This is a genomic window from Faecalitalea cylindroides, assembly GCF_028321995.1.
GTDB lineage: Bacteria > Bacillota_I > Bacilli_A > Erysipelotrichales > Erysipelotrichaceae > Faecalitalea > Faecalitalea cylindroides.
The window spans coordinates 35,345-49,435 of sequence record NZ_JAQLXG010000014.1 but is presented as its reverse complement, the minus strand read 5'-3'; the positions used below and the strand labels follow the sequence as shown (position 1 = coordinate 49,435).

Here is a 14,091-nt window from a genome sequence, read left to right as displayed (position 1 = left end):
TGAGAGCCATGAAAAAGAAAATTATTTATACTTTAGCAGCGACTATGGCTGTAACAGGTGCTGTACAAATCGTATCAATGCCAGTTAGTGCCAAAAGCGTTGCCCAAGATGTATCACAAAGCACGAATAAACCTGTTGAAATTAAAACCGCGCAGGACTTTATTGATACTTATTGCAGCTTAAGCAAAATAGATTCCAAGGGGAATATTACGAATGAAAAAGTATTAATCACGGCTTTGACTCAGAAGAATTATCAAGGTGTTCTTTCAGGGAAAGTCGTTTATGATACTCTTTCCAAAGAAATGCAGGCTGAAATCGATACATTATTGAGTGAACAGTTGCAAGCAGAAGCGTTAAAGTTAAAGATGCAGCCACTTTATAAAAGTTTTCCTGAAATGGCAGCAGCTGCTCTAAAAATTGATATGGAATTATATCCTGAAAAATATTCAGCACAAGATGATTCAAATAATGAAAATACAGAAAATCCTTCAGATGAAGTAGATGATACGAGTAACCCGGGACAAGGAGAAACGGGGACAGATAATAGTTTAACGGATGATAGTCAAAATGATAAAACGGACGTCGAGGATGATTCTAAAGATAACGATAATCAGACAGATAAGAATGAAGACAACAACAATAGTGAATCAACAACGGATGATGAAACCAAAGATCCAGTTGAAGATAAAGAAGATTCTTTTACAGATGAAGAAACAGAAGATCCTGTTGATGAATCCAAAGATGAAAATAGTGAGGCTGCATATCCAATCGTTGGCTTGACACCTGGTAAAAAAGAAACAGAAAAGAAGAGCGTGGAAGAGCCAGTTTCTATTTTAGCTGCTCTAGAAAAACCAACGGTTGTAGTTGAAACACCTGCAACGGAATCTAAGCAGGAAACGGTAAATCTTGAAACAGTGTCAACAATGCTTCCAACGCAAACAACTACAACATCTACGGAAGCTCAAAACTTTATTGACACATATTTAACAAGTTCTGCAGGGAATGTTTATACGCAGGCAAATAGCTTAAACTATAGAAATATTTTGAATGGTTTGTCTACATGGAACAAGTTTACGGCTGCGACTCGCAGTGATGTTAACGCAATCTTGAAGACAAGAGTAGGTAAAACTTATCAGACTCTATTGAAAGAAGCACAAACGATTCAGTTCAATGGTGTTAGTCAGACAGTGGCCGGAGGATCAATCAATACCGCAACACAAAGTAATGCCGGATTGTATGGTGCATTGATGGGCTTGTCTGTTGGCTTGTTTGGACTATTCTTTAAAAAGAAAAAAGAAACATAATTAGGCTCTGATGTGAGATCAGAGCTTTTTTTCTAGAAATGAGCGCAATATTTGACAACTGTTTCAGTCTTTAATAAAATTAGAAATACGAAAGAGAGAAGATCAGCTTATGCAGTTAGGTGAATCATTGGAAGATTATTTAGAATCAATTTTAGTTTTATCAAAATGTTTAGATCATGTTCGAAGCGTCGATGTGGCAAGTTATCTTGGCTTTTCTAAACCTAGTGTTTCACATGCGGTCAAACTATTAGCACAGCAGGGGCATATTCATCTGGATGATAACAAGTTTTTGACATTAACTGAAACCGGAAAGAAAATCGCAGAGGAAACGTATAGAAGACATTGTTTCTTTACCGAAATGTTGGAAAACATCGGAGTTCCTAAAGATATAGCACAAGAAGATGCATGTCATATTGAACATGTGATATCTCAGGAAACATTTGATGCGATTCAAAAATACTATGAAGAAAAAGAAGCACAGTAGAGTGCTTTTTTTTGGAAAGAGAAAAGATAAATATGAGACCAGAAATATTAGCTCCCGTGGGAAATAGAGAAGCTTTAGAAGCAGCGATTGCGGCAGGCTGTGATGCCGTATATTTTGGATTGCCGGTTTTTGGGGCAAGAGCTTATGCCAAAAACTTTAGTTTAGAGGAAACAGAAGAAATTATTAAAAAATGTCACCTTTTAAATATAAAGGTGTATATTACGATGAATACAGTAATCTTTGAAGATGAAATGGAAGAAGCTTATGTATTGGCAAAACGTTTGCATGAGATGGATGTAGATGCCTTGATCATCCAAGATTTAGGATTATTGCATCTTTTGCATCACCGTTTACCTGATTTAGTATTACATGCGTCTACACAATTAAGTGTTTCTAAACCAAATATGATTGAAAAACTAAAACAATTAGGGGTCCAACGCGTGGTTCTGGCTAGAGAATGCACGATGGATGAGATACGGGCATGTGTTGAAACTGGAATGGAAATTGAAGTTTTTATTCATGGTGCCATTTGTATTTGTTATTCTGGACAATGTTATTTTTCAAGTGTTCGCTACGATCGAAGTGGAAATCGTGGTATGTGTGCTCAACCATGTCGTATGCCATATACTCTGTATCAAGATAATGCACTTGTAGGCAAAGAGCTTTATTATTTAAGCCCAAAAGATCTTTCTTTGATCGACCAGGTAAAAGAACTTGAAGAAATGGGAGTTGTTTCTTTAAAGATAGAAGGACGAATGAAGAGTGCTGCTTATGTTTATGAAAGTGTGATGCAGACCAAGAGCGTGTTAGATAATAAGTTTCGTTCTAAACAAGATATAGAAGATTTGATGGTGACTTTTAACCGCGGTTATACAAAAGGCCATGCATATAAGATGAGTGGATATGATCTTATGAATCCACAGAGCTGTAATCATCAAGGAATCAATATTGGAAAAGTGATAGGTAAGAGAAATGGCAGACTGGTTCTACAGCTTAAACATGAATTGAATCAAAATGATGGTATTCGAATTGGAAAAGATCTTGGCTGTCATGTCAATTATTTATACGATAAAAAAGGCAAACTGACGAGCCATATACCTGCAGGTTCGGTTTGTGAGATCAAAGGCCCTAAACAAGCTAAAGTAGGGGATACGATTTTGAAAACAACTTCTGTCTTGGTAAATGAGAAAGTTGAAAAAAGAATTAAGGGAACGAATCGCCAAATTCAATTGAATGCATCTATTGTTTGTGACGGTGTTGGCTCACCATTGATCTGCAAGATATATGATCAAAATATCAAGGTTGAGGTGATTTCAAAGGATGTGGCCAGCCAAGCACAAAATCGTGCCTTGGATGAAGTGACGATCAAGAAACAATTCAACAAGACAAAAGATAGTTTTGCCTCGTTTGCCTCAATCAATATGGATATTCCATCAAATATTTTCTTTACGATTTCCAGTATCAATGAATTAAGACGTAATGCTTTAGAAATGTTCAAATCAAAGAAATTAAAGAAACGACCAATCAAAGAAATAGATTATGTATATAAACCGCCTGTTTCAAAGACTGATCGAAACATTTATGAAGTTATGACGCCGGATAAAAAGATGGATACTAAAGATCTATGGGTGTGTGAGATGGATCAATCTAAAGGAAATATAACTTCTTTAAAAGGAGATGTATTGCCTCATCTAGGGAAGACACAGATCATAGATGGAATGAACGTAACAAATTCATGGGCTATTGCAGCCTTATTGGAAATGGGATATCAGCAAGTTGTGCTCAGTGATGAAAATAAGCTTGAGAATATTTCAAATATTATGAATTCATTTAAGGAAAGATACGGATTTGATGCACCAGTTTTGGTGTGTATATATCAACATCGCCGTTTGATGACAATGAATCATTGTGTAATCAATACAGCTTTAAAAGATGGAAAGAGAAAGAACTGTTCTTTATGTCATCAACATGAATTTAAGCTAAAAGGTAAGGATAAAAAATCAGTGATTTGCCTTGGCGATAGAGATTGTCATTTGCGTTTATATGATGAGATTTTGAGTGATGATATTGCACAAATTGCATCTTTAAAAACAATGGGAATTAAAAATTTTAAAGCTGTATTTTTAAATGAGTCTTTGCGTGAAATACAGAGCGTAATAAATCGAATTCAAAGCTTAAAAGCCTAGTTTTTTTATTGAAACTAGGCTTATTTAGTGCTATCATTTTAATAGCTTATAAGGCTTAAAGGAGGAAATTTTATTATGCCTATTATTGTTGATGTATATGCACGTGAAGTATTAGATTCTCGTGGTAATCCAACAGTTGAAGTTGAAGTAACTACTGAATCTGGTGCTTATGGACGCGCTATGGTTCCAAGTGGAGCTAGTACAGGAGAAAGAGAAGCATTAGAGCTTCGTGACGGCGATAAAACTCGTTACTCAGGAAAAGGAACTACTAAAGCAGTTGATAATGTAAACAACATCATTGCTCCAAAAATCATCGGTATGGATGTTCGTAACCAGAACCTTATCGACCATACAATGTTAGAACTTGATGGAACTCCATTCAAGAAAAACTTAGGTGCAAACGCTACATTAGGTGTATCAATGGCTTGTGCAATCGCTGCTGCTGATTTCTATGGTATGCCATTATATAACTACTTTGGTGGATTCAACGCTAACACATTGCCAGTTCCAATGATGAACGTTATCAATGGTGGTAGCCATGCTGACTCTACAGTAGACTTCCAGGAATTCATGATTCAGCCAGTTGGTGCTAAATCAATCAAAGAAGCAATCCGTATGGGTGCTGAAACTTTCCATGCTTTAAAAACAGTATTGAAAAAACGTGGATATAACACTAACGTTGGTGACGAAGGTGGATTCGCTCCAAGTTGTGTAAACGGAAACGAAGAACCACTTGAATTGTTGGTTGAAGCTATGAAAGCTGCTGGTTACAAACCAGGTGAAGATATGACAATCGCTATGGACGTTGCTGCCAGCGAATTCCATAACCATGAAACTGGTTTATATGAATTGAAAAAATCAGGACAAGGAAATAAAACAAGCGACGAAATGATCGATATGTATGCAGAATGGATCGAAAAATATCCAATCGTATCTATCGAAGATGGTCTTGGAGAACGTGACTGGGACGGATGGAAAAAACTTACTGATCGTTTAGGTGACAAAGTTCAGTTAGTAGGTGATGACTTATTCGTTACTAACCCAGCTATCCTTCAAGAAGGTATCGAAAAAGGTATCGCAAACGCTATCCTTATCAAAGTTAACCAGATTGGTACTTTGACTGAAACTTTCGATGCTATGGAATTAGCTAAGAAACATAACTACACTTGCGTAGTATCTCACCGTTCAGGAGAAACAGAAGATTCAACAATCGCTGATATCGCTGTTGCATTCAACGCTGGACAGATTAAAACTGGTTCAATGTCTCGTACAGACCGTATCGCTAAATACAACCGTTTGATGCGTATCGAAGATGAATTGAATCAGCGTGGTGAAGCTCACGTTGCTAAATACTTAGGTAAAAAATCTTTCTACAACTTATACAAATAAGCCTTGTAAAAATTGACCTCTTCGGAGGTCTTTTTTTTAATTCTTAGATATATCGTGTATAATTTATATATCATCGGAGGTTTTGTATGAAAGCTATAATTTGTGATTTGGATGGTTCTTTGATGCCACCAAGCAGTGGACTATATGTCAGTGAAAAAGTAAAAGAAAAATTAATTGAAATTCAAAAACATGGAATCATGGTTATTTTAAATTCAGCCAGGATCATTCAAGGGGTATACCCTTTAGCAAAACAAATTCAAATGGATGATTTTGGAGGATATGTTATTTCCTGCAATGGATGTCATGTAATGAATGTTAAGACCAATGAGACTGTATTCGAATATCAGATATCGAAAAAGGATGCTTTGTTTATCTGGCAAATTTGCATGAAACATGGCTTAAAACCTGGGATTTCTCAACCAGAGTATATGTTGGCAGAGGATTTTGCGATTGGATATCAGTTGGATCGCAATAATTGTGAAGTGGATTATTTATTAACAAGAATTCCAAAACAGTATATAGAAGGTCCTATCTGGAAATGTTGTATATCAGATACAAAAGAACAATTAGATGCTTGCTTTGAAGATGTAAAAAGTGAAATTGAATCATATTGTGATTTAAAAGTCATACGTAGCACACCAACAATGGTTGATATCATTGATAATAAGGTAGATAAAACTATAGCTGTGGATCGCTTGTTAAATAAGTTGAATATTAAATGGAGCGATATCAGTGTTATCGGAGATACGAACTCAGATCTTGGATGTATTCAAAAAGCAGGTCTTGGTGTAACTTTGGAAAATGGTAGTGAAGCTTGCAAAGATGCAGCTGATATGATCGTGCCATCTTGTTATGATGATGGATGTATTATGTGGCTGGATAGAATTTTGGAGGATCTTAGATGAAAATCATAGATATGCACTGTGATACGATCTTAGGATTGCTAGAGAAAGAACAAAAATATCAAGATGTTTCTCTTTATGCCAATGATCTTTGTGTTGATATTCAAAAATTAAAAGCTGGAGATTATCTGATTCAAAATTTTGCTTTATTTACCGACCAGAAAACTTTAGAAATACCTGAACATCAAACTATGAAATTGATGGACATGTATTATCGAATGTTAGAAGAAAATCAAGAATATATTGCACCTGTATTGCGCTATGATGATATAGAACGAAATGCTAAAGATGGCAAGTTATCTGCCATGTTAACTTTAGAAGATGGTGGTGTTGTCTTTGATGATTTGGCAATGTTAAGAAACTATTATCGACTGGGTGTAAGAATGATAGCTTTGACATGGAATTATGAAAATGGAATAGGCTTTCCTAATTTATCTATTAATGATATGGGAACAGATTATAAGCAGGTTAATTTCTTTCAGAGGGTGGATACAGTCAATGGCTTGACAGATTTTGGAATCGACTATATTCGTGAAATGGAACATTTAGGAATGATCATTGATGTTTCCCATTTAAATGATGCAGGTTTTTATGATGTATTGGATTATACAACTAAACCTTTTGTGGCTTCGCATTCGAATGCAAGAAGTATTTGTCCGGTTGCACGTAATATGTCAGATGACATGATTTTAGAACTGGCCAAACGTGGTGGTGTCATGGGGATTAATTTCTGTGGTGATTTTCTAGCTTTGCATGATCAAGAAAATGGTCCAAGTCGAATTTCAGATATGATAGAACAAATCAAATATATTAAAAACTTAGCAGGTATCGATGTTATTGGTTTGGGAACGGATTTTGATGGAATCAATTCAGAATTGGAAATAAAAGATGCTTCGCAAATGTCAAAATTAGCACAGGCTTTAAAAGAAGAGGGATTTAGCGAAGAAGAAATAGAGAAAATATTCTATAGAAATGCATTAAGAGTGTATAAGGAAGTGCTGAAATAGTACTTCCTTCTTTTTTTTATTTTTTTAGCACTTAAGACTTGATTCTGCCAAAAAATGTGTTATGATATTAGCAGTTAGATAAATAGAGTGCTAACTGATAGAATTTCATAGAAAAATAAGGAGGCGATATTATGAAATACTATCCAGGATTTAATAGATTTGATTTATTTGATGATTTCTTCTCAGATGCGACAACAAAAACGGCTAATGTTTTAAAGACAGATATTCATGAAAAAGATGGATATTATGTTTTGAGCATGGAAGCTCCAGGTGTTAAAAAAGAAGATATTCAAATTGAATTGAAAGATGGTTATTTGAAAGTTACAGCTTCTAGAAACAGTTCTAAAGAAGATAAAGATGAAAAAGGACGCATTATTCGTCAAGAACGTTATTCTGGAAGCAGCTCTCGTAGCTTCTATGTAGGAGAAGGAATCAAACAGGAAGATGTTAAGGCAAACTTTGACAATGGAGAATTGATTATCTCAATTCCTACAGAAACTAAGAAAGTTGAAGAAGAAACAAAATTCATCCCTATCTTATAATCAAATCAGACATGTCATTAAGACATGTCTTTTTTTAATGAAAGAAAAAAGCTCCGAAGAGCTTTTATAGTAAATTGACTAGGTTTTGAATAAATTCATCATAATCTTTTGAAGTAAGGATTTTTTTAACATTTTCACTTTCGGAAAGAATCATGGTAATAGGTTCATAAATCTCATTAAACATATATCGCTCATTTTTGTTAAAGCACATCATGATGACAAGATTTACGGATTTATCGCTCCATTGAATTGGCTGGTCACTGATGATAATATTAATGCCAGTTTTATTAGCATACATTTTCATTGCGTGTGGAATCGCAAAATTACCAAAAGCAGTTGAAGAGATTCGTTCTCGTTCTAAAACTTCTTCTTTAAATGATGTGTTGACATATCCTTTATTTTTAAATTTTTGATACATATAATCAATGCATTCTATTTGTGTGTGAAGATCATTTTTTCTTTCAAAGAATTCAGGTAATATCATTTCTCTTAGATATTGGTTGAATTCTTTTTTGTCTTTTTCTTTATGAAGTTCATCAATTTTTTGTTTAAGGATATTCTGATCTCTTTTAGTAACAAAGATATTGATTAAAACAGAAGGTATTATTTGAGGTCTGGATAAAGGAATTGTGGAAATAATTAAATCAATATTTTGAATGGCTTCTAGTTCACTTTCATCTGTAACAATATATTTGACCAATAAATCGTTGGAGAAATACTGATTTAAAGTATCGGTTACTTTTTGATTGATATCATAATAATTAGGGCAATATAAAGCAGCTGTGATCTTTGTGGTCAAGCTTTTTTGAGCTTCAATCGTACTACCTAAATGAAATGCGATATATGCGATTTCATCATCATTGATCGTTATACCGGTATACTCTTTGATTTCTCCAGCAAGGTTCACAGATAGATCATAAATCAAAGGACAGGATGATTTAATGCTTTCTGTTAATGGATTTTTAGAAAAGTAATCATTTTTAGAACGAACAAGAAGATTTCGAATATGCAAAGCAAAACGAATCAAAAACTCAGGTTCACTTAAATCGATATAATAGAAAGCATTTACATTTTCAATCAATATCTTTACAAGATCTAAGCAATCTTTTCCGACAAACTCTTCCAAGTTTCCAACAGTTATGCTTTTATAGTCGATCGTTGTAGCACGAGAAATAATAAGCAGAGTCATCTCATAGATTTCAGCATTGCTGAATTCAATATTGAAGTGTTTATTCAACTTTTCAGCTATTTCCTGTGCTAGAGCATATTCATGTAATCTAACCCCAGGTAAAGAATCCACATTTTGTTTATTGATATTATCATTAATGATTCGATCGACTGCAATTGTGACATGTAAAACTAAGTTGATCAAAGAATAATCATTGATAAAATAGTGATATTTATCAAAAACTTCTAAGATCGTTCTACGAATAAAATCAATATCGATATCCATGAATGCATGCTGTAAAGATTCGATATTTACAAAGTTAACGTTGCTTTCATCATACAGAATCGTACTTAGCATCTTTCGTTTATTTTTCTCTAGTCCAGAACATTCGATAAAATCACCTTTTGTGATCAGTTGCAAATCAAATTTTTGTAGACGATGTTTCACTTTGGTCAGTTCATTTTTAAGTGTGGACATAGAAATAAAAAGTTCATCACAAAGATCATAAGTATCCAGGGTAACATGAGAATTATGGTTAATAAGTTTATTTATGATATAGGAAACTCTTTCATCAGAAGTTTGAGGGATATGATTGGTATTATCAGCTAATATTGTTACACCCACTTTTGAGTCAATTCTATAGCCTTCATATGATGATTGTATCGTGTTAGGGAATTCTTCATTTATTTCTCTTACATAATTTTTGATGCTACGTACAGATACATCCAATCTTTCAGCCAAGTTGGCAGAAGTTCTAGGTTGAGCTTCAAGTAACAGCTGGATGAGCTTTTTTAGCTTAGGCTTCATATTATACCCCTTTCCCTGAAACGACACACAAAAAAATAAACGATTTTTCGCTAGGAATATCATAATGTCTGCGTCTGTATAAATCCAACAGACTTTTGCACCCTCTGAATGCAATTAATTATTTGCCCCTAAGGCAGGCAAAAGATGAGTGGAGAACGCTTTCATTTTTTATCATAATGACAGTGTAAAAGTTATCACACTGTTAAGAAAGGAAGATCAAAATGAAAAAATTAAGTGTATTACTTGTTTGTGGATCTGGAGCAAGTTCTGGATTCATGGCAGCAAACATGCGTAAAGCTGCAAAGGCGAAAGGGTTGGATATCGATATCAAAGCACGTAGTGAATCTGAAATTGAAAACTACATTGATGATATCGATGCATTAATGGTAGGACCGCATTTGGCTTATATTCTTGATGAAGTTGAAGAATATAAAAACGGAAGAGATGTTAAAGTGATTCTAATGAAACCTGAATATTATTCAACTTTAGATGGAGCTAAAGCTATCGATCATTTATTAGAAGAAATGAAAAAATAAAATTAGGGAATAAAAATTAAAGAAAGGAAACATAATTATGCAAAAATTAATTAATTGGCTAGAAACAAGTTTTCAACCAAAAATGAATAAAATTAATCACAATATTTGGGTTGTGACGTTAAAAGACTCTATGCTACAAATATTACCATTTATACTATTAGGATCTATTTTCTGTGTTGGGGCTGTTGTTGAAGAATGGATTAGTTTACCATTTTCGTTCTGGACACCTTTTGGATGGACTATGGGGATGGTATCTGTACTTATAGCTTTTCTAATTCCGTTTAATTTCTGTGAAAAAAAGCGTTTGCGAAAAAACAGAATTATTGCTGGTTCAACTGGATTAATCTTATTTTTTATTTCGATTACACCTCAAATCATGATTGAGGGTAATCCTGGATTTGGATCTGACGCTTTTGGAGCTGGTGGTATGTTCTGTGCTATGATTACAGGTATAATCACATGTATTGTATTTAATTTATTTGGAAAATTCTCATTTTTTAAAGAAGACAGTGCAATTCCGGATTTTGTTCGTCAGTGGTTTGATGCTTTATTACCAATTGGTTTAGTTATTTTTTGTGGATTTTTGTTAGTACAAGTATTTAATGTAGATTTATATGCAATTTCTGTGAGTATTTTCATGCCTTTACAAGGTGTATTAAATACGTGGTATGGATTTATCTTAATGAATTTCTTCTATTGTTTTATTTACTCAATGGGTATTGCTTCTTGGGTGTTAACGCCAGTAACTCAACCCGTTAGATTAGCAAGTATTACAGCTAATATTGCGCTAGCAGCAGCTGGAACTGCAACAGCAGCTAATTTAAATATGTTTACAGACTCTATGATTTTTAGCACTTATTTATGGTGGGGAGGGATTGCGTGTACACTTCCTCTAGTTGGTTTTCTAGTAATGTCAAAATCAAAGAAATTAAAAGCTTTAGGGAGAGCATGTTTAGGTCCTGCTATCTTTAATATCAATGAACCAGTTGTATTTGGTTGTATCGTATGGAACCCAATTATGATGCTTCCAATGTGGATTATTGGTATTGTATTACCATCAATTGTGTGGATCGGATGTAAAGTACTAGCTTTTGCTCCAATTACTACAATACAGTTTGATTTATGGTATTGTCCATTCGGCATTTCTACATGGATAGCAACACAAGGTTCTATCGCTGCAATTGTATTAGCTTTGATTTGTTTGGTTGTTGCAGCTTTAATTTGGTATCCATTCTTTAAAGCTTACGAAAAACAGTGTATTGAAGAAGAAGCAAATAACGGTTAATTATCAGGAGGATAGATTGGTATGAATGAAGAAGTAGTACAGTCTGCTATGACCATTATCCTAAATGCAGGCGATGCACGTGTAGCGTGTAAAGAAGCATTGGATGCAATTGCGGCTTTCGACTATGAAACAGCAGAAGAAAAGTTAAAAGTATGTCATGAAAAGATCACTGTAGCTCATAAAGTACAGACTGATGCGATTCAAGATGAAACACGTGGTGAAAAAAGTGAATATTCACTCTTGTTTGCACATGCGCAAGATACATTAATGACAATTTACAGCGAAATTAACATTGCTAAACAATTGTTGAAAATTTTTAAAGCATACGAAACACGCATTGCTGCATTAGAAAAATAGGAACGTAAAGGATTTCAGGCAATGAAATCCTTTCTTTATAAATAGGAGGAAAAATAAAATGAGTAGAGTACCAACAGGATTTCCAAAAGATTTTTTGTGGGGTGGCGCTGTCGCCGCTAATCAGCTTGAAGGAGCTTATGATATTGATGGTAAAGGAATGTGCGTTGCAGATATCAATGAATTTAGAGATGATGTAGATATTACTAAAAAATACAATGAAGAATTGGATACTAAATTTGTTGTTGAGGCAATGAATGCTGGCCATGGTGATGGAAGAATATTCCCAAAAAGATGGGGAATCGATTTCTATCATACATATAAAGAAGATTTAAAGCTTTTGGCAGGATTAGGTTTAAAAACATTTAGAACTAGTATCAACTGGGCAAGAATTTTCCCAAACGGGGATGATGAAACACCAAATGAAGCAGGATTGAAATTCTATGATGAATTAATTGATGAAATCATTAAGAATGGTATGGAACCGATGATTACAATTTCTCATTATGAGATGCCTTTGAATCTAACTTTGAAATATAAAGGATGGTATTCACGAGAATTGATCGAGTTTTTTGAAAAATATTGTAGAACAGTTTTCAATCGATACGCGGGTAAAGTAAAATATTGGATCATTGTCAATCAAATTAATTTAATTGGACATGAATCCTTCAATCATTTAGGAATTGCCGAAGATAAAGTAGACGATCTTCAAAGTGCAAAATATCAGGCGGTTCATAATGAAATGGTATCTTGTGCAAGAGCTACAAAATATGCCCATGAACATTATCCTGAAATGCAGATTGGTATGATGCTATGCGGGGGCTATAATTATGCAGCTACATGTAAACCAGAAGATCAGCTTGCTGCATTAAAGCACAATCAGATGGAATTCTTTTATTCAGATGTGTTGTTGCGAGGATATTATCCAGGATATGCATTCCGTTTCTTTGAAGATAAGGGAATTCATGTAGAGTTTGGAGAACATGATGAAGAAGATTTGAAAAACACTTGTGATTTCTTCTCTTTCTCATATTACTACACACGTATAGTTACTAAAGAGAGCTATGAAAATGGCAATGAAGCTATTCGTAATAAAGAACTTCCAGCTAATGAGTGGGGTTGGACATTTGATCCAATTGGATTGCGTATTTCATTAAATACTTTCTGGGATCGTTATCAAAAACCAATTTACATCACAGAAAATGGTAGTGGATACTACGATAAATTGGAAGATGGAAAAGTACATGATCCATATCGTGTAGAATTCTATCGCAATCATATTGAACAGATGAAAGAAGCAATTAAAGATGGTGTAGATCTTCGTGGATATTATGCCTGGGGTCCAATTGATATCGTATCTTGTTCATCCAGCGAAATGTCAAAACGTTATGGATTCATCTATGTGGATCTAGATGATTATGGAAAAGGTACAGGAAAACGAATTAAAAAAGATAGTTATGACTGGTATAAACGAGTTATTGAATCTAATGGAGAAAATTTAGATTTATGAAAAAAGCTGTACAAACTGTTTTAGCTATTACATCAGCAATTTTATTAACAGGTTTAGGTGTTGCCTTGTTTGTACATGCCAATTTGGGAAGTGATACAATTACTGTTTTTGTGGATGGTTTGCATCGTACATTGAATGTTAGTTATGGTACAGCTTCCAGAATCTACAATATTATTATGTTGATCATTGCCTTGATTGTATCTTTTAAAAATATTGGATGGGCAACGATCATATATGCATTGACTGTAGGCTTTGCGATGGATTTTTTTGAAGTATTATTAGCTCCATTAAATATCGTAAATATGAATATCTTGATTCGACTTCTTGTTGCTTGTTTAGGACAGATTTGTTTTGGGTTGACATATGCCTTATTGATAAAATATCGTAAAGGTATGAATCAAATCGATGCGATAGCTTATGCAATCGTAAATAAGACAAACATTTCTTTTAAATGGATTCGAACAGGAGCTGATGTTGTATTATTGGTCATTGGCTGGTTATTAGGTGGTGTCATTGGAATTGGATCGGTTATTGCGATGAGTACCACAGGAATATTGATCGACTTTTTCTTAAAAATTTTAGGAACAGAAACAGATAAGACGAGTTAGACAAATTGA

General features: G+C 34.1%; 13 protein-coding genes. 12 read left to right on the top strand and 1 reads right to left on the bottom strand.

Annotated features, from left to right (window positions below; genetic code table 11):
* The first annotated feature begins 8 nt into the window (after nt 1-8).
* The 7 genes from PND65_RS07975 to PND65_RS07945 all read left to right on the top strand — a co-directional run bounded on the left by PND65_RS07975 (nt 9) and on the right by PND65_RS07945 (nt 7,814).
* A complete protein-coding gene (locus PND65_RS07975; protein WP_271991441.1) occupies nt 9-1,304 on the top strand; it encodes a midas domain-containing protein in 1,296 nt (431 codons plus the stop codon).
* Nucleotides 1,305-1,413: 109 nt separating this feature from the next.
* Nucleotides 1,414-1,788: a metal-dependent transcriptional regulator gene (locus PND65_RS07970; protein WP_035401348.1), complete on the top strand. Its 375-nt coding sequence runs from the start codon at nt 1,414-1,416 to the stop codon at nt 1,786-1,788.
* A gap of 32 nt (nt 1,789-1,820) precedes the next feature.
* The gene (locus PND65_RS07965; RefSeq protein ID WP_271991443.1) at nt 1,821-3,974 is read left to right on the top strand and encodes a U32 family peptidase; all 2,154 of its coding nucleotides are present in this window, start codon (nt 1,821-1,823) and stop codon (nt 3,972-3,974) included.
* A gap of 75 nt (nt 3,975-4,049) precedes the next feature.
* Nucleotides 4,050-5,363, top strand: coding sequence for a phosphopyruvate hydratase (gene eno, locus PND65_RS07960; RefSeq protein ID WP_022356317.1), 1,314 nt, complete (start codon nt 4,050-4,052; stop codon nt 5,361-5,363).
* A gap of 86 nt (nt 5,364-5,449) precedes the next feature.
* Nucleotides 5,450-6,268 carry an HAD-IIB family hydrolase gene (locus PND65_RS07955; protein WP_087158918.1) on the top strand — a complete coding sequence of 273 codons (819 nt, stop codon included), beginning with the start codon at nt 5,450-5,452 and terminating at the stop codon, nt 6,266-6,268.
* Nucleotides 6,265-7,272, top strand: a complete 1,008-nt coding sequence (locus PND65_RS07950; protein ID WP_271991445.1) for a dipeptidase — start codon at nt 6,265-6,267, stop codon at nt 7,270-7,272. The genes PND65_RS07955 and PND65_RS07950 overlap by 4 nt, the downstream gene beginning before the upstream one ends.
* A gap of 131 nt (nt 7,273-7,403) precedes the next feature.
* Complete coding sequence (locus tag PND65_RS07945) at nt 7,404-7,814, top strand: Hsp20/alpha crystallin family protein (protein WP_015536417.1); 411 nt, start codon at nt 7,404-7,406, stop codon at nt 7,812-7,814.
* 64 nt (nt 7,815-7,878) lie between these two features.
* Here PND65_RS07945 and PND65_RS07940 read toward each other — a convergent pair whose 3' ends face one another.
* Nucleotides 7,879-9,789, bottom strand: coding sequence for a BglG family transcription antiterminator (locus tag PND65_RS07940; protein WP_271991448.1), 1,911 nt, complete (start codon nt 9,787-9,789; stop codon nt 7,879-7,881).
* A gap of 221 nt (nt 9,790-10,010) precedes the next feature.
* Between PND65_RS07940 and PND65_RS07935 the strand changes: the two genes are divergently transcribed.
* Genes PND65_RS07935 through PND65_RS07915 form a run of 5 tightly spaced genes read left to right on the top strand, consistent with a single transcriptional unit; the run spans nt 10,011 to nt 14,082 of the window.
* The gene (locus tag PND65_RS07935) at nt 10,011-10,325 is read left to right on the top strand and encodes a PTS sugar transporter subunit IIB (protein WP_035401353.1); all 315 of its coding nucleotides are present in this window, start codon (nt 10,011-10,013) and stop codon (nt 10,323-10,325) included.
* Between the two features lie 37 nt (nt 10,326-10,362).
* On the top strand, nt 10,363-11,610 hold the full coding sequence (locus PND65_RS07930; protein ID WP_271991451.1) for a PTS sugar transporter subunit IIC: 1,248 nt from the start codon (nt 10,363-10,365) through the stop codon (nt 11,608-11,610).
* Between the two features lie 21 nt (nt 11,611-11,631).
* Nucleotides 11,632-11,967 carry a PTS lactose/cellobiose transporter subunit IIA gene (locus tag PND65_RS07925; RefSeq protein ID WP_035401358.1) on the top strand — a complete coding sequence of 112 codons (336 nt, stop codon included), beginning with the start codon at nt 11,632-11,634 and terminating at the stop codon, nt 11,965-11,967.
* A 58-nt stretch (nt 11,968-12,025) separates the two neighbouring features.
* Nucleotides 12,026-13,474, top strand: coding sequence for a glycoside hydrolase family 1 protein (locus PND65_RS07920; protein ID WP_271991454.1), 1,449 nt, complete (start codon nt 12,026-12,028; stop codon nt 13,472-13,474).
* Nucleotides 13,471-14,082: a YczE/YyaS/YitT family protein gene (locus PND65_RS07915; protein ID WP_271991456.1), complete on the top strand. Its 612-nt coding sequence runs from the start codon at nt 13,471-13,473 to the stop codon at nt 14,080-14,082. Before PND65_RS07920 ends, PND65_RS07915 begins: the two co-directional genes overlap by 4 nt.
* Nucleotides 14,083-14,091 lie beyond the last annotated feature (9 nt).

Coding starts and splice junctions, on each gene's coding strand:
- PND65_RS07975 (WP_271991441.1), top strand. CDS start 9: ATGAAAAAGAAAATTATTTATACTTTAGCAGCGACTATGGCTGTAACA.
- PND65_RS07970 (WP_035401348.1), top strand. CDS start 1,414: ATGCAGTTAGGTGAATCATTGGAAGATTATTTAGAATCAATTTTAGTT.
- PND65_RS07965 (WP_271991443.1), top strand. CDS start 1,821: ATGAGACCAGAAATATTAGCTCCCGTGGGAAATAGAGAAGCTTTAGAA.
- eno (WP_022356317.1), top strand. CDS start 4,050: ATGCCTATTATTGTTGATGTATATGCACGTGAAGTATTAGATTCTCGT.
- PND65_RS07955 (WP_087158918.1), top strand. CDS start 5,450: ATGAAAGCTATAATTTGTGATTTGGATGGTTCTTTGATGCCACCAAGC.
- PND65_RS07950 (WP_271991445.1), top strand. CDS start 6,265: ATGAAAATCATAGATATGCACTGTGATACGATCTTAGGATTGCTAGAG.
- PND65_RS07945 (WP_015536417.1), top strand. CDS start 7,404: ATGAAATACTATCCAGGATTTAATAGATTTGATTTATTTGATGATTTC.
- PND65_RS07940 (WP_271991448.1), bottom strand. CDS start 9,789: ATGAAGCCTAAGCTAAAAAAGCTCATCCAGCTGTTACTTGAAGCTCAA.
- PND65_RS07935 (WP_035401353.1), top strand. CDS start 10,011: ATGAAAAAATTAAGTGTATTACTTGTTTGTGGATCTGGAGCAAGTTCT.
- PND65_RS07930 (WP_271991451.1), top strand. CDS start 10,363: ATGCAAAAATTAATTAATTGGCTAGAAACAAGTTTTCAACCAAAAATG.
- PND65_RS07925 (WP_035401358.1), top strand. CDS start 11,632: ATGAATGAAGAAGTAGTACAGTCTGCTATGACCATTATCCTAAATGCA.
- PND65_RS07920 (WP_271991454.1), top strand. CDS start 12,026: ATGAGTAGAGTACCAACAGGATTTCCAAAAGATTTTTTGTGGGGTGGC.
- PND65_RS07915 (WP_271991456.1), top strand. CDS start 13,471: ATGAAAAAAGCTGTACAAACTGTTTTAGCTATTACATCAGCAATTTTA.